At 48.7% G+C, this 16,278-nt stretch carries 17 protein-coding genes and 1 tRNA gene; 2 read left to right on the top strand and 16 right to left on the bottom strand.

The features are described from left to right. Positions 1-3: 3 nt before the first annotated feature. From ruvX to QBE55_11765, 14 genes are all read right to left on the bottom strand, one after another. Positions 4-420: a Holliday junction resolvase RuvX gene (gene ruvX, locus QBE55_11700; protein WZL78174.1), complete on the bottom strand. Its 417-nt coding sequence runs from the start codon at positions 418-420 to the stop codon at positions 4-6. A gap of 67 nt (positions 421-487) precedes the next feature. Beyond that, positions 488-1,432, bottom strand: coding sequence for an aldo/keto reductase (locus tag QBE55_11705; protein WZL78175.1), 945 nt, complete (start codon positions 1,430-1,432; stop codon positions 488-490). After that, entirely contained in the window at positions 1,429-1,701 is a 273-nt protein-coding gene (locus QBE55_11710) for an IreB family regulatory phosphoprotein (protein WZL78176.1), read from the bottom strand. Before QBE55_11710 ends, QBE55_11705 begins: the two co-directional genes overlap by 4 nt. Positions 1,702-1,807: 106 nt before the next feature. After that, positions 1,808-2,779 carry a DNA-binding protein WhiA gene (whiA, locus tag QBE55_11715; GenBank protein WZL78177.1) on the bottom strand — a complete coding sequence of 324 codons (972 nt, stop codon included), beginning with the start codon at positions 2,777-2,779 and terminating at the stop codon, positions 1,808-1,810. 4 nt (positions 2,780-2,783) lie between these two features. After that, a complete protein-coding gene (rapZ, locus tag QBE55_11720) occupies positions 2,784-3,647 on the bottom strand; it encodes an RNase adapter RapZ (GenBank protein ID WZL78178.1) in 864 nt (287 codons plus the stop codon). A 31-nt stretch (positions 3,648-3,678) separates the two neighbouring features. Next, positions 3,679-4,434, bottom strand: a complete 756-nt coding sequence (locus QBE55_11725) for a PHP domain-containing protein (protein ID WZL78179.1) — start codon at positions 4,432-4,434, stop codon at positions 3,679-3,681. Between the two features lie 19 nt (positions 4,435-4,453). Next, positions 4,454-5,371, bottom strand: a complete 918-nt coding sequence (gene murB / locus QBE55_11730) for a UDP-N-acetylmuramate dehydrogenase (protein ID WZL78180.1) — start codon at positions 5,369-5,371, stop codon at positions 4,454-4,456. A 64-nt stretch (positions 5,372-5,435) separates the two neighbouring features. Next, positions 5,436-6,680, bottom strand: coding sequence for a hypothetical protein (locus tag QBE55_11735; GenBank protein WZL78181.1), 1,245 nt, complete (start codon positions 6,678-6,680; stop codon positions 5,436-5,438). A gap of 97 nt (positions 6,681-6,777) precedes the next feature. Beyond that, positions 6,778-7,713, bottom strand: coding sequence for an HPr(Ser) kinase/phosphatase (gene hprK / locus QBE55_11740; protein WZL78182.1), 936 nt, complete (start codon positions 7,711-7,713; stop codon positions 6,778-6,780). Next, on the bottom strand, positions 7,710-8,522 hold the full coding sequence (locus tag QBE55_11745) for a Cof-type HAD-IIB family hydrolase (GenBank protein ID WZL78183.1): 813 nt from the start codon (positions 8,520-8,522) through the stop codon (positions 7,710-7,712). The genes hprK and QBE55_11745 overlap by 4 nt, the downstream gene beginning before the upstream one ends. Before the next feature lie 19 nt (positions 8,523-8,541). Then, on the bottom strand, positions 8,542-8,745 hold the full coding sequence (locus QBE55_11750; protein WZL78184.1) for a PspC domain-containing protein: 204 nt from the start codon (positions 8,743-8,745) through the stop codon (positions 8,542-8,544). 139 nt (positions 8,746-8,884) lie between these two features. Beyond that, positions 8,885-10,741, bottom strand: coding sequence for an excinuclease ABC subunit UvrC (uvrC, locus tag QBE55_11755; GenBank protein WZL78185.1), 1,857 nt, complete (start codon positions 10,739-10,741; stop codon positions 8,885-8,887). A 20-nt stretch (positions 10,742-10,761) separates the two neighbouring features. Beyond that, positions 10,762-12,171 (bottom strand): penicillin-binding protein 2, encoded by a 1,410-nt coding sequence (locus tag QBE55_11760; protein ID WZL78186.1) that lies wholly within the window; start codon positions 12,169-12,171, stop codon positions 10,762-10,764. Further along, positions 12,168-13,559 carry an FtsW/RodA/SpoVE family cell cycle protein gene (locus tag QBE55_11765; GenBank protein WZL78187.1) on the bottom strand — a complete coding sequence of 464 codons (1,392 nt, stop codon included), beginning with the start codon at positions 13,557-13,559 and terminating at the stop codon, positions 12,168-12,170. The genes QBE55_11760 and QBE55_11765 overlap by 4 nt, the downstream gene beginning before the upstream one ends. Before the next feature lie 172 nt (positions 13,560-13,731). Between QBE55_11765 and QBE55_11770 the strand changes: the two genes are divergently transcribed. Continuing rightward, positions 13,732-14,034 carry a hypothetical protein gene (locus QBE55_11770; GenBank protein WZL78188.1) on the top strand — a complete coding sequence of 101 codons (303 nt, stop codon included), beginning with the start codon at positions 13,732-13,734 and terminating at the stop codon, positions 14,032-14,034. A gap of 66 nt (positions 14,035-14,100) precedes the next feature. On the opposite strand, the gene QBE55_11775 is transcribed toward QBE55_11770, so the two are convergent. After that, positions 14,101-14,499 (bottom strand): response regulator, encoded by a 399-nt coding sequence (locus QBE55_11775; protein ID WZL78189.1) that lies wholly within the window; start codon positions 14,497-14,499, stop codon positions 14,101-14,103. A 232-nt stretch (positions 14,500-14,731) separates the two neighbouring features. Then, a tRNA-Arg gene (locus tag QBE55_11780) sits at positions 14,732-14,807 on the bottom strand. A gap of 204 nt (positions 14,808-15,011) precedes the next feature. Between QBE55_11780 and QBE55_11785 the strand changes: the two genes are divergently transcribed. Then, the gene (locus QBE55_11785) at positions 15,012-16,274 is read left to right on the top strand and encodes an IS30 family transposase (GenBank protein ID WZL78190.1); all 1,263 of its coding nucleotides are present in this window, start codon (positions 15,012-15,014) and stop codon (positions 16,272-16,274) included. The last annotated feature ends 4 nt before the right edge of the window (positions 16,275-16,278 follow it).

Consider the following 16,278-nt stretch of genomic DNA (forward strand, 5'->3'; position numbering starts at 1 on the left):
TCCTCATTTTCGGTTCTGACAGTCCAAATAGGATTGCAGAATCAATACTGCTGCGACCTGATCCACCCGTTCCTTCCGTTTCTTCCGGCTCATGTCCGCTTCCAGCATTGCCTTATGAGCCGATACCGTAGTCAGCCGCTCATCCCAGAACACGATTTTCTGTTGCAATATAGATTTTAACTCTTCTGCAAATTGCTTTACTTTTTCTCCCTGAAATCCCAGAGTGCCATTCATATTCTTTGGAAGTCCCATAACAATGCAATCCGGCTGGTACTGATCCACTGTCTTTTTTATTTGCTGCAGATCATATTGAGAACTGCGCCGCATTAGAGTTGTAATCCCCTGAGCGGTATAGCCCAGATCATCGCTTACGGCCATGCCGATTCTCCTGTCACCGACATCCATGGATAGGATCTTCAAGTGAGTATCTCCCTTCTTTTGCCCTGCAGTTTCCCCCGGCATCATCGCACAATGCCCGGAAATGTCCTCAGACCACCTTAATAGCAAGCTCTTTGCATACGGATCCGCAGTACCCGCACAATATGCACTTGCTCCGATCCACATGTGCCTTGTGATCCTTTAGATACAAGGCGCCCTGCCTGCACCTTTTCACACAGGCCCCGCAGCCCTGGCACCAATACTCAATGCTGAGTTCCCTGTCATATTGACGAAGCTTTTCCGCCAGGCCGTCGGGTATGGTGTGATCTGCAAAATACTGTACGTTGGCATCCACCTCATCCGTACGCTGCATTCCAATCGCAACGGAATGATGATAGGGAAATGCAGTAATATAATCCAACGCTTTTTTGTAATCCCTGATGAGGTGTCCTCCGCCAAAGGGCTTCATGGTATAAATGCCCTTGCCCATGCGCCAGGCTTCCGCGATTGCCTGCTCCATATCCGTCCTGCTCCCGTCCACAACGCCCAATCCGCGGTAATTCAGAATGGGGAAAATGACATCAATGTTTTCCATTTCGGCAGCTGCCCGGACAGCGGCAACAAAATGCGTGGAAACGCCAACCGCCCGGATCACTCCCTTTTCTTTCTGCCGGTTGAAATATTCCAGGGCCTCTGCATGTCCCTTTAACGTAAGAGGGCCTTCCTGTTCATGAAGCAGGAACAAATCAACATAATCCCTGCCGGTCTCCTTCAGGGCCCGGTGTAATGTCTTCTCCGCGGTAGGGATATCATATGCATAGGACTTTGTCGCCACAACAAGATCCGGTTTTCTCTTCAAAGCCCTTTTGATGAAGGGATAGGTATCATATAAATCTGCCGTATCAATAAAATTGATCCCCAGATCGATTGCCCGATCCAATACCCGGGAACCTTCCTCCAATGTAAGATTCTTTTGCATCGGGCCCATCGTCAAAGATCCAAAACATATCTCGGAAACAGATATTCCGGTATTTCCCAAAATATGATACTTCATTTATCCTCCCCGACATTGTTTTCCATATAAAATCGGACAAGCTCCTCCAAAAGCTCATCCCTCTCGAATCTGCGGATCAGTGCCCTTGCATTCCGATAACTGGTAATATAGGTTGGATCCCCTGAAATAAAATAACCAACCAGCTGATTAATGGGATCATAGCCTTTTTCCTTCAAAGCCTGGAAAACTTTTTGGAAAATCTCTCTCGGCGTATCCGAAGACTCTTTTTCCAGCTTGAACTTCATGGTTTCCTGAAAATCCTTGTTCATAAGTCGTCTGCCCTCCAGTTTATCCTGACTTCATTGAGCAACTTCCCCACATATACTATACCACAAAATTTCTTCCTTTTCCATATTCCTCTTCAAATTCATGGAATCATCTGGTTCCCCGGTGTTCCTCTGCTATCTGATCCAATTTCCGCAGACGGTGATTGACTCCGGACTTTCCCATCCGGGGTGTCATCCGTTCCCCCAGCTCCCTCAGGCTGGCATCGGGATACTCCAGCCTTAATTCGGCGACTTCCCTCAGATTAGGCGGAAGACCGGAAAAACCGATCCGATCCCGGATATATTCGATATTCTCCACCTGACGGACAGAAGCATTGATCGTTTTGCCGAGATTGGCTGTTTCACAGTTAACGATTCGGTTGATATGATTGCGCATATCCTTGTAAATCCGGATATTCTCCAGATTGAGAAGCGCAGTATGGGCACCGATCAGGCTCAGCAGGGTAACGATGTGTTCTCCTTCCTTCAGATATACCACATAATTATTCTTCCGCTCAATCAGCTTTGCATGCAACCCGAATTCACGAATCAGCCTGCAAAGACTTTCCCCGTATTTTTCAGAATGAGCGATCAGTTCCAGATGATAGGCTTTTCTGGGGTCACTGACCGACCCTCCCCCCAAAAAGGCTCCCCTCAGATAGGATTTCCTGCAGCATGGCCTGCGCACCAGTCTCTTGTCAATGTCCGTATGAATCCCTATATTACCATCGGCATCCCGGGATAAAACATAAGTGTTCTCCAATATTTTTTTTGCAACGTCTGATTTTGCAACCAGGAGAACATAGTTGTTGTTTTTTCGGAAACGACGATTCCGGCGTACCAGAATTTCCGGACTTTCTCCGGTAAGATCCTTAATCAGTGTAAAAATACGACGGGCGATAAATGCGTTTTCCGTACTGATCTTCAGGCGGACCTGTTCTTTCCCTGCCAGATGGATGGTACCGCCCGTATGAATCAGGGCAGCCAGCTCGGCCAGCCTGCAACAGTTTCTTTTTGGAATGGAGCGGCAGATCTCACTCTTCGTCTTGAATGAAAATGATGTGGAGGCGTTACTTTTCATCAGATTATCCCCCCTTTCCACTGATATCCCTGTGTTCCAGGATCACATGATGACCGTTCTTACGGAGCATTTCACAGATCGAATCCGCAATGGCAACCGAACGGTGACGCCCGCCGGTGCAGCCGATTCCGATAACCAGCTGATTTTTTCCTTCCTTGATAAAGTAAGGGATCAGAAACTCCAGCATCTCATCCACCTTTCTCAGGAAAACATGCGTTTCGGGAAATTTGGACAGATAATTGCGGATGATTGCTTCCTTTCCTGTGTGATTCTTCAATTCTTCAATATAAAAGGGGTTTGGAAGGAAACGGACGTCAAATACCATATCTGCATCCGTCAACATACCGTGTTTGAAGCCGAAAGAGATAATGGATATAATAAGGCCCTCATACGCATTGTTGTCAGAAACCAACTCCCGGATGACCTCCCGGAGCTGCTTTGGCTGAAGATTGCTGGTATCGATGATATTGGTGGCTCTTTTTCGAAGATTCTTCAGCCTGTCCCGTTCCATCTGGATGCCTTCGATCAGCCGTCCTTCCTTGCTCATGGGGTGAACTCTTCTGCTCTCCTTATATCTGCGCACCAAAGCATCGTCGGAAGCTTCCAGATACAGGATCTCATAGGCATAGCCATTTTGCTTCATAACGTCCAGACATTCGGATAGATCATCGAAAAAGCCTCCGCCGCGGATATCAACCACAATGGCAATCCGATCCACTTTGCCCTGGGACTGATAACACAGCTCCGCAAATTTAGGCATGAGCTTGGGTGGTAAGTTATCAATGCAGAAATAGCCCATATCCTCCAGATAATGTATCACCAGAGTTTTTCCTGCTCCGGACAGACCGGTCACAATGATGAAACGCATGAGTGCCTCCCATTCCTATTCTTGACCCTAATCATAAAGAATAATGCCGTATGTACTCTTCCGTATTAATGATGCGCTGCGGGGGCACACCGGCTGCCTCTGCGATGGCGATGGCCCTGTCAAATACGCCGACCTTCTCCGGCACATGGGCATCGCTGCTGATTGCAAAAAAAGCCCCTCCCTTCAACGCAGTCCGGACATATTCCACTGTCATATAGCCATGGCTTGCATTGATCTCCAGGGCGGTGCCGGTTCTTGCCGCTGTCTTTGCCAGCTTTGCGGAGTCGATGGGAATCTTTGCACCGGGATGGGTCAGAATTCTTATTGGATACCGTTCCATGGCTTTTCCCATGGCTTCTGTATTTCTTTGCGTCAGTTCTTCCCTGCGAAAGGGAAACAGCTTGTCCAGCCCGTTGCGAACAAAAAGCTGCCATCCATCTCGTATGCAGGCAGGTTTTACTGCCTTGTGAAACCCCATCAGAATCATATCAAACGCATTCTGCTCACTGTCCGGTATATCGATGGTTCCATCCATGCCGGTCAGGTTTGCTTCAATCCCCATCAGGATTTCAATATCGGAAAAACGCCGGTTGAGGCTGCAGATCTCCTTTCTCATTTTGCTGATATCGGAAAGAGCCATACCAAATCCCATATGAGCAAATCCATGATCCGAAATGGCAATTTGTTTCAGCCCCTTTTTACGGGCTGCCTCCACATTGTCCAGAATGGAGCCTTTTCCATGGCTATACCGTGTGTGTGTATGATAATCCGCTATGATATGATACAAAAAGCATCCTCCTGTTTCCCTACTCCTGCCCTACGATACGAACCTCAGGCTGCAATTCCACGCCGGATTGCTCCCGGACCCGCTTTTTCACCTGATCAATCAACTCAAGGACATCACGGGCTGTTGCATTTCCCAGATTGATGATAAATCCGGAATGCAGTTCCGAGATCTGGGCATCCCCTGCCCGGAGTCCCCGTAACCCCGCATCCTGTATCAATTTGCCTGCATAGTATCCAACAGGCCGCTGAAAAGTACTCCCGGCACTGGGATACGACAGGGGCTGTTTCTCCTGCCGCCTTTTGGTAAGATCCCGAATCATTTTCCGGGATTCCTCATAATCGCCTTTCTTCAGCGATAAAAAAGTTTCCAGAATGATTTTCCGGCTGTTCTGAACAATGCTGGTCCGATAACCAAGTGCCATCTGTTCCCCCTGCAATACGGTCTGCTTCCCATTTTCATCCAGTATAGAAATTTTTTGAACCACATCCTTCATTTCTCCCCCGTATGCTCCGGCGTTCATCGCAACTGCACCACCCAGCGACCCCGGAATTCCACTGGCAAATTCCAGTCCGGTCAGGCTGGAATGCAGTGCGAGTCCGGACAGGGCAGATAACAGGATGCCGGACTGGGCCCGGATCGTCTCTCCCTTTACTTCTGCATGGCTGAACCGATCCGTCGCCAACTTGATAACGGCTCCGCGAATGCCCTTGTCCCGCACCAGAAGGTTGGTGCCGTTTCCCATTATCATGAACGGTACATCGTTTTCCCTCAGTATCGTCAGGGCATCCTGTATTTGTTTTGTTTTTTCCGGTAAAATCATAAGATCCACCGGTCCCCCGATATGGAAGGACGTGTGCCGTTTCATGCTTTCCTTTCGCAGCAGTTGATCCTGCGGAAGGATTTTACTCAGTGCTCCAAATACATTATCAAGATTCATATTCTGAAACTCCTGTTATTAAAATGATATCTGGCTGTTCCGTATTGAATTCCTTTATAAAACATCAATCGACAGGGGCAGGTTCCCTGTTTTTCTGCTTCTCCCAAAAAGCATTGATCCGATCCCGGTTTTCTCCAAAGGGACCGGCTGCAGCCTGTGACAAGGATTCCTCAAGGATCTTCATTTCCTCATCTTCTGCGTATAACTGCAGGTCTTTCCGAACAGAAAACATACCCAGATCCACCAGCTGTTTTTGCGTATCTTCTTCCAGAAGACTTCGCAGAAAAAGAATGGAAAGCTTTTGCTTTTCAGAAGAATCCTGTCGTAACACTCCATAGGCAGCAATCTGATCCTGATAGAATTTCCCGCCTTTCTCCATGGGGACAGGAAAAACCTGCATCGCCACACCTTTACCGGATTGCTGCAGGCTCCGGTTATCGCAGATGATTTTACTGCTTCCCAGCAGAACCCCTGTCTGCTGCTCAACGGCAAACAAACGAAAAGCCGTGGAATAAGAGAATTGCTCCCAATCCGGAGGCAGGATCCCTTCTTCCCGGCTCCAGCGCTCCAGCAGGGAGAAACCGTCATCCCCTTCTATTTTCCCATCTTTTCCATAAATCATACTCAGAATGGGGCGGCTGCTGTCTGCATAGGAACAGAATCCGTAACAATCCTTTTTCTTCCCGTCGGACGTTTTTGGGAAAGACATCTTCTTCACCAGAGTATTCAGGGATGAATAATCAAGGGTTTTCGACGAAGATGTTAAATCTTCGTCCGAAAAGGCCTCTTCCTTCACTGCCAGCCCATAGGATCCCATCATCCACGGAACGCCGATCATCCTGTCTCCGGACAGGACACGCTCCACGGCAATATCACGGATTCCATCCAGTTCCTTTTCCGGAAAGCCCGGAAGCAAATCCACCAAATCATCCTCCGGTATGGGCTGCTCATAAATCCCCAGTGAAATCATATCCGGCAGCAAATCATTTGATTTGCCCCCGCTCAGGTACATTGCCAGCCTTTCCGTGGAAAGAGACCGGACATCAATAAATACACCGGGATAATCCTTTTCAAAATGACGGATCGGACCTTCCAGCCATCTGGCAGTACTTCCCTTTCCAGTGGAGATATAGGGAATATCCCAAAGGGTGAGAATCCCGGTCCATTCGGGCTTTTCCGGTTCAAACGGATCCTCTGCCCTTTTATCTTTCAGTCTGCGGAACAGAAAAGGCGGAGCAGCCAGCAGAAACAATAATGAGAGACACAATAAGAGAACGGGTAACACTTTACCGTGATTCCATCGCCGCATCCAATTTCTCCCTCCCTGGCAAAATCGCTTATTTCATTTATATTAGTCGGCTTGCCAGGGTATGCCAGGTTTTCTCCCGGCGATGGATGTCTCCGGTTCAGTCCTGCTTGTCGTCGCTGTTTTGTATCAGCGAATTCAATCGATTATCCAGTTCCTGTGCGGCATTGTATCCCATATGCCGCAGTCTCCAGTTCCGGACCGCCACTTCCACAATAATGGCCAGGTTTCTTCCCGGTCGGACGGGCAGATCAATTTTTGGAAGCTTGACTCCCAGAATCTCGGTGTATTCGTCATGCAGGCCCAGGCGGTCATATTCCTTGTTGTTGTCCCAGAACTCCAAGTAAACCACGATATCGATTGCCTTGCTGTTGATGACCGCCCCGACACCATACATTGCCTTGATATCTATGATGCCAATGCCCCGGATCTCCATAAAATGCCGGATCAAATCAGGAGAATCACCAATCAGACGGTTCTCAGCTACTTTCTTGATTTCCACCGCATCGTCCGCCACCAGACGGTGTCCGCGCTTAATCAGCTCCAAAGCGGTTTCACTCTTGCCGATGCCGCTTTCGCCCATCAGCAGGATCCCCACCCCGTATACATCCACCAGAACCCCGTGGCGTGTAATTCTTGGTGCCAATTCGGAATCCAGATAGCTGATCAGTTTATGAATCAGTTTTGTGGTAACTTTTTTGGACCGGAGAACGGAACAGCCAAATTTTCTGGCAGAATCCAGCAGATATTGGGGAATGTCCATGTTCCGGGAAATAATCAGACAGGGAATGCCGGAACCGATAAAGCGGTCCAGACGTTCTGCCCGAATCGTCGGATCCATACTATCCAAGTACGTCATCTCCACCTTTCCGATGACCTGGATCCGATCCCTGGCAAAATAATCAAAAAATCCTGCAAGCTGCAGACCAGGCCGGTTTATATCACTGGTTCCGATGTCCACGGACTTGGCCTTCCCCTCGTAGATCACATTCAGGTCCAGAGCCTGGATGAGGTGATCAATCGGGATGCTGCTCATTCTAAACCCCTCCTCTTCAATACAAATCGCTCCACCACCTCAGCCACGCCATCCTCGTCATTCCCTGACGTTACATATTGCGCAGAGGCTTTTACAGGATCCGGAGCGTTTCCCATTGCTACCCCAAGACCTGCGTATTCGATCATGGACAGATCGTTGTAGCTGTCTCCGATTGCGATGATTTCTTCCCGGGGGATACCCAGCATGGAGCCAAGCTGCTTTAAGGCATTCCCTTTTGTCGCATGGATATGAGTCAGCTCCAGAAAGATCGGCTTGGAAACCGTAACCTGCAATTTTCCGCCGAACCATTCCCGAAACAGCTGGAAATAAGAGGATATTCTTTCCGACTCATCCATGATCAGTATTTTGGCGGGCTCTTCCTTCAGAAAGGTCCTCAAATCCCCCACCGCTCTGCCCTTCAATCCGCTTATCCGTCGATAGAGCTGGCTGTACGGGCATTCCTGTTCGAAGAAGTAGTTATTCTCCACATAAGCCTGTGTATAAAGATTGTCCTCTTTGCACTTCTCCAGGATTTGGTGAGCATACTCCATTGGAATCGGATATTTCATCAAAGTTTTTCCGGTCATGGTATCCTTGATGTATGCGCCCTGATAAGCGATAACCGGTACCGCTACATTCAATTCCCGTATAAAAGGCATGGCAGAATCCGGTATTCTCCCTGTCGCAACGGTTACGTGGGTTCCCATTTCCTGTGCGGCCCGGAGAGCCTGCTTATTCCTTTCACTGATCCTTTGGTGATGATCCAGAAGAGAATCATCCAGATCGACGGCAATCAACCGATATTTCAAACTTTTTTCCTCCGTGTATTCAAGTATTCTCCTGTCGTTTGGGTATGATCAGACTGGCCAGGATATAGAGGATCAATCCCCCTATTCCGAATCCGAGTACCAGGGAAATGGCAACCCAGACCAGGCGCACAAGGGTGGAATCCACCCCGAAATACTCTCCTATTCCGCCGCAAACACCACTGATCTTTTTATCCGTTTCCGACAGATACAATTTTTTCGCCATTTTTGCCTCCTGTTTCTGCAGCTGTTTCACCGCAGGTCTTTTTTGCTCTGTCACACCAAAAGGCTTTCGCCTGTTTCAGTATATACTTTCTGATTTCCCCTGTCCAGCAACATGGTCTGCCAACCTTGCCGGAAAGATGTCAGCCCCGGAAGAAGCGGATCAGAGATTCCGCAGCCTTATGGTTCATCCCATTTACCCTGGACAGTTCCTCCGGGTCAGCCTGCTTCATCCTTTCCACGGATCCAAAGGCCTTCATCAATTCTCTCATTCTTTTGGGACCAATGCCCGGAACATCCAGCAATACGGAATGAAGGTCGTTTTTATCCCGCAGACTCCTATGGAAGGTAATCGCAAATCGGTGTGCTTCATCCCTGATTCTCTGGACAAGGTGAAGGGCATTGGAACGTCTCGGCAGGATAATGGGATCCGATTCCCCCCGGGCATAAAGTTCTTCAAATTCCTTGGCCAGACCGAATGTCGGAATGCACTCCACCCCCAGCTTACTCATGGATCCCAGTGCGGCTCCCAATTGTCCCTTGCCGCCGTCGATAATAATAAGGTCCGGAAATTTGGAAAACTTACCCTCCGAAAAATTCCTGCCTTCTTCCTTCAGCTTTTTTCTTTCTTCCAGTCCCCTCCGAAATCGCCTTTCCACGACTTCAGCCATACTTGCAAAATCGTTGGGTCCCTCCACCATTTTTATCCGGAACCTCCGGTATTCTTTCCTGGCCGGCCTTCCGTTCTCAAATACCACCATGGAAGCAACGGACTGGGCGCCCTGGGTATTGGAAATATCAAAGGCCTCCATACGGACCGGCGCATGTTCCAGACTCAATGCTTCCTTCAGTTCCAATACGGCCCCTTCCGTACGTTCCTTTTCCCGTTCTTCCTTTCGCTCATAGGTCTTAAGTGTCTCCTCTGCATTCCGTTCGGCCATCTGAACCAGCTTGTGCTTTTCTCCGCGCTGTGGGCAGCGAATGGTTACCTTGCTTCCTTTTCTTTCCGAAAGCCACTCCTCGATGACTTTATGATCATCAATATCCTGCTGGATCCAGATCTCCCTGGGAAAGAAAGTGGAGTCGGCATAAAACTGTTTGAGAAAGGAACCAATGATGTCCTTCTGCTGCGTTTCCCCGGTTTCCTCAAGAATGTGGCGCTCGGATGAGATCAGCTTGCCGCCGCGTATCAGGAAGACCTGGACAGCTGTTCGATTGAAGCCCTGGAACAGGGCAATCACGTCCTGATCCTCCATGGATGTGGAGATAATCTTCTGCCCTTCCAGTATTTTTTCCACCGCTCGGATCTGGTCCCGGAGGACGGACGCCCGTTCAAACTGCAGATTTTCAGATGCTTCCGTCATCTTCCTGCGGAATTCGTCCAGAAGATCCTCCTGTCTGCCATCCAGAAAGCGGCAGACATCTTTGATCATGGCCTGATAATCCGACTTTTTCACATTCCCGCGGCAAGGGCCCCAGCATTGTCGGATATAATAGTTGAGGCAGGGGCGTTCTGCCGGCTGCCCTTCCCGGATCTTACGGTTACAGGTGCGGATTGGAAAAATTCTCCGAATGGCTTCCATGGTTTCCCGAACCGCTCTTGCACTGGTATACGGGCCGAAGTATTTGTTCCTATCCTTTTTTATCTTTCTTGTCAGGCGGATCCGGGGATATTCCTCCTCTGCAGTGACTTCGATATAGGGATAGTGCTTGTCATCTTTCAGCAGAATATTATACCTGGGCCGATGCTTTTTTATGAGATTGCATTCCAGAATCAATGCTTCCACTTCGGTATCCGTCAGAATATAGTCAAAATCGGATACATTGGCCACCATGGCTCCCACTTTCCCGGTGTGCGTGGTCCTGAAATACTGTCTGACCCGGTTCTTCAGGGAAATCGCTTTTCCGATGTATATGATTTTGCCGTTTTGGTCTTTCATAATATAGACTCCCGGGGTATCCGGGAGATTTTTCAGCTTGGTTTCCATCTCTTTGTTCATGCCAGATCATCCTTTATTTATCAGTATCCAAGCCGAATGGCTTTTCGAAGTATTTTTCCGGCCACGGTGGCAGCTTTTGCACCTCCGGTGCCTGCGTTTTCCAGGACAACGGCAATCGCCAGTGTAGGATTATCTGCAGGAGCAAATCCCATAAACCAGGAATGGGGGCTCTGATCTTCCTTTGTTTCCGCCGTTCCGGTTTTTCCGGCAATGATCATACCGGTCGTTCGTGCGTTCCGCCCCGTACCGTTTTCCACAACCTGAACCATCATATCCGTCAGCTTCTTTGCTGTTTCCGGAGATACAGGTGTCGACAGCGTGCCATGCGACGGCAGGTACCGAATGTTGCCGTTCCGTGTCTGAATTCCATGAATCAGCTTCGGATCCGGCACTTCCCCGCCGTTTGCCACGGACGACGCAATCAGGGCGACATGGAGAGGAGAAACCAGGACCTTGCCCTGGCCGACGCCGGACCATGCCAGTTCCTTCCGGCTGGTGTCCCTGGTCAGAGGCAGTTGGCTTTTGACCGTCTTGATATCCGAAAAAAGAAAATTTTTATTGAATCCGAATTTCTCACCGGTCTCCCGCAATTGCTTCCATCCCATATCCAGGGACAGGTTTGCAAAGTAGGCGTTGCAGGAAACCTCCATGGCGCGGGGAAGATCCACCATGCCGTGTGCTTCCTGGCCATAGCAGTTGATCGTGATGCCTCCAATGTCCGTAGAGCCCTTGCAGTCCAATGTATCCCTGCTGATATCTTTTCCGGACTCCAATGCTGCTGCAGCTGTGACTACTTTCATGATGGATCCGGGAGGATATCTTCCATAGGATGCCTTATTCAGCAGGCTTTCTTCCCCCGGCTCCTCTGTTTCCTGTGCAGGGTTAAAGGACGGAAGACTGACCATCGCCAGGATCTCACCACTCCGGGGATCCATAAGTACAACGCTTCCTTTGCGGGAGCCCATCACTTCATTGATGTATTTCTGAAGCTGCATGTCAATGGTCAGGATCACATTGTTGCCCACCTCCTGATCCAGAAATGCTTTCTGATAGATCCGCTCAAACAGATTATTGTTGTATCCCAGAAGATAACGGATATAAAGCGCCTCGGCACCGATGCCGTATCGTTTGGAACCGATCACATGAGCCGCATAGCGGCAATTGTCCCGGTAACTGCGATAATAGGTGGTCTTTCCATCTTTTCGGATAGTGGACTTTGTTTCCACCAGCACGTTTTGGTTCCGATCCTGAAGATTGCCCGGCAGAATGGAGGGATTATCCATATCGACCTTGATTCTCGTGTTGTTGGGATCCGAAAACCATCGGTCACTGTAGACGAATAAATTATAGAAGTAATATCCGGTTAAAATCAGAAAAAGCCCCAGCAGTGCAAACAAAGAGCTGCGAACATTGCGTTTTATATGCTTCATGTATCCTCATCCTCATCCGATTTTTCCTCGTCGGTCCCATCCCCCTGCCCTTCCTCCCGGGCAGTTCGGTCATTTCTGACGGATACCCCTTCCACGATACCGATCATGCTGAGACTGACGATCATGGAGCTTCCCCCATAGCTCACAAAAGGAAGGGTGATGCCGGTGAGAGGGATCATCTTAATCACTCCCCCGATGATAATAAAAGCCTGAATTGCCAGGGAAATTGAAGCACCGCTTGCAAGCAGCGTGTCGGAAGCCCGGTGTGCATGAAGAGCCTTCTGCATACTCCGGATCAGAATAAGAATATATAACCCAATCACCATGCCTCCAACCAGGATACCGAACTCTTCACATATGGCGGCAAAAATAAAATCCGTGCGGGACGCCGGAATAGCATACGGTTCTCCAAGATTCAAGCCCATCCCGAACCAGCCGCCGCTGCCCATGGCCATCAGGGACTGAGCGACCTGATAGCCTTTGCCTCCCACATCCGCCCATGGATTTTTCCAGGCTTCCACCCGCACCTGAACATGGGAAAAAAGGTGATACCCAATCACCGACGCAGCAATGCCGGCGCCAGCCGCAGCAGCGGTAACCAGCCAGTCGCTGGTTGCAATATAATACATAAAGAGAAACACCAGAAAATAATGCAGTGCACCTCCCAGATCCTTCTGCATTGCCACCCCAAGAATGGAAAACATCGCAAACAGCAATGCCGGGATTCGCTGCCGGAATGTTTGCATTTCCTCCAGCGAGTAAGCCAGCACGACGATAAAAATCACCTTGGCAAACTCTGCCGGCTGTATGGAAAAATCTCCGATGGGCAGTTTGCTGGTCGCGCCACCTGATTTTTCCCCAAAAAATGCCACCAGAAACACGATCGCCGGTCCCAGCACCATCAGGGGAGTAAGCAGCCAGCCAGGCTTGCGGATGTGCGGAATCACCAGCATGGCCAGAAAAAGGACAATATTGCCGGCAGCAAACCATTCCGCCTGACGCAGGGCAAGCGTCGGCGTAAGTCTCTGTAAAATGACAAAGCCCAGTATGGCAAGTGTATCCACCATCAAAAGAAGGATTTCATCCATGCCCCGGAATACATAGTACAGAAAGTAAAATTGAAACAGGATCATCGCCGAGACAAGGACACCCAGCAACGCCGTATCTTTATCAAAACCGGACGGATCCCGGAAGGCCAGCAACCCAAAGGCACTCAGAGAGAATAAAGTCAATATAAAGGGAATGTTGCCGGTGGAACGCCTGTCCGATTTTCCGGACATGACGCCCCGCAAGGTTCGGTATGTTGCCTGAATAAAAACATAAGCCAACAAAAATACAAACCAATAGCGAAGCGTCAGAGCCAATATCTCATACTGTTTACTGTTCACAAGGAAATACCCCGCTCATCCGAATGACTTAAGGAATGCTCTTAATCATTCAACATCAAGGAACCAAACACTTTCCGTTATACTTTTCCCGCTTTTCTTCCCCCAATGGAATATTTTACGGTGAAAAGCATAATAATTAAATATCCATCTTTCAACAAAGGAGGAAACCCAGGTGCGGAAACAGTTTGATTTCATACCCATTATATTACAGGGAATCGGGCAGACCCAATACCTGTACGCAACGGATATTCTGTGTCAATTATACCGTCACCGGGCTGAAATGTCCATAAAGGATCTGATGGCATTTTTTCGGCATCGGAATATGCCACAGGTATGGGAGACCATCATGACCCTTCGGGATTTGGATTATATCTGTCCCTCATCACAGGAAGATCGCTTTCAGATCACAGAACAGGGAACGGAAAAAATACAAATGATCCTGGCGTGCTTCCGCCTGGATCGCGCGGTCCGGTAAAAGCTCACAGCACTCCCATTCTGTAAAGCGTATTAAGAAAGGCAGTTGTGCATTGCCAACTGCCTTTTAAAAGTATCTTCTTACATTGGTCTCAATTTCCGCCTTTGCCCGCTTCAGAACCTGATTGATCTCTTCCGGCTTCACCGGCTTGAGAATGTAATCGTATGCCCCGACCTTCATGGCCTGCCGCAGATAGTCAAAGTTATCATAGTTGCTGACAATAACATATTTGATATCCGGCCAGCGCTTTTTTGCCGTTTCAATGAAGGTGATACCATCCATTTTCGGCATGCGGATCTCTGTAAATATAACATGCGGGGATACATGGGGCAAAAGTACCAGCGCTTCCTCGCCGTTGGAAGCTTCGCCGACCAGTTCAAAATCATTTTCCACCCATTTCACCTTGCTGTCGATATCCCTGCGCGCATTGTAACTGCTGTCCACCATAACCACACGTAAATTCAATGCATTCCTTCCTTTCCTTTGCACTTCATAAGGATTATAGCACCGAATGATTTGGTTGGAAACTGATTTCATGATATTTTGGCATATTGCTGTTTTCCCATGCCTTGAATTGGGAGAAATGGTTCTGTCATATCAGATCGGTCCGAAGAAAATGCGCACGTTATTCTTTCCACCGGAGGATAGCAGAAATCCGAACCGCTCCAATTGGAAGCAGGTTCGGATTCGCTATGAATGGTGCGTCTGACTGGATTCGAACCAGCGGCCTTTCGGGTCGGAGCCGAACGCTCTATCCCCTGAGCTACAGACGCCCAACAACATTTATTATATCATATATTTCAAAGAGCCACAACCCCGGATTTCTGCTTTTATATATCCGCGTGAATAGAAAAAGTAACATCCAGAGTCAAGCGACCTCATTGGACGTAAGTCTTACGGTAAATTCCAGAATAAGATTGCAAATCCAGGTTCCACAGTTCATAATGAAGGTGTACCGCCAAAGGAGGCCAATGATTATGAAGAGACAACTGCTTCATGACAATACTCATCTATCTTTGGAGGACAGAAAGATCATCCAGGTTGGAATTGAAAACAATTCCACCAAATCATCCATTGCACGGACCATCGGAAAAGATGCCACCACCGTCGCAAAGGAAATCAGGAAGCACCGCAGATTTAAACCCCGCAATCCGTTTAATCATCCCATTGTGTGCACCAAAATGCGCACCTGCCCAACAAAGCCCTGCGTTAAAAAATGCGCCTTCTATGAAGAGCCCATATGTAATCGCCGTGACAAATCTCCGGGAGCCTGCAACAAATGCAAGGACAGCCCCGGATGCCATCTCGATAAGTATTACTACAACGCGGTATCCGCTGATAAGAAATACCACGATGATCTTGTCGAGACCCGCGAGGGCGTCAACCTCACAACCGGAGAGTGTGACTCCATTGCCCAAATCCTTGTTCCCCTGCTTAAGAAAGGGCAGTCCATTCATCAGATCCTTTCCGCGCACCCAGAGGTAAAACAGTGTGAAAGGACATTGTATAATTACATTGAAAGCGGAATCTTCAAAGAGTATGGCGTAGACAACTTTTCCCTCAAGGAACAGGTCAATCGCAAACAGTTCCGGCAAAAATACAAAAAACGTAAGGCCCCGGCGAACTATGAAGGACGGAAATACGCCGATTATCTGCACTTCCTGTCTGAAAATCCGGAAACGCCAACAGTGGAAATGGATACCGTCTACAATAGTCAGGAAGGGCCTTACATTCAGACTTTCCTGTTCCCCAAAACTGCTTTCATGATTGGGTTCCTGCACCCGCATAAAACCAGTGAGAGCATGGCGAAAAGCATCGACTGGCTTCAGGAAAAGCTTGGAGCGGAACAATTCTCCAAACTATTTCCTGTCTTGCTCACAGACCGTGGGCCCGAATTTGAGATGCACCGACTTTTTGAGTTGAATCCATCCGGCAATTCGCGGCTTAGCATATTCTATTGCGACCCTATGCAATCATGCCAAAAGCCACATGTCGAAAACAACCACAACTACGTGCGTGATATCATCCCGAACTCTTATCCCCTCAGCGGTCTAACGCAGGAAAGCATTGATCTTATGTTTTCCCACATTAATTCGGCACCCCGAAAGTCCCTTGGTGATAAAACACCTTTTGAGGTCTTTTGCTTTCTTTACGGTAAGGACGTGCCGAAGGTTCTGAACATAAGAGAAATAGATCGTGATGATGTAGTGCTGAAACCGGAACTTATTTTCGCAAAATAGCGGA

It is taken from the genome of Eubacteriales bacterium mix99, from assembly GCA_038396605.1.
Lineage (GTDB): Bacteria > Bacillota > Clostridia > Caldicoprobacterales > DTU083 > UBA4874.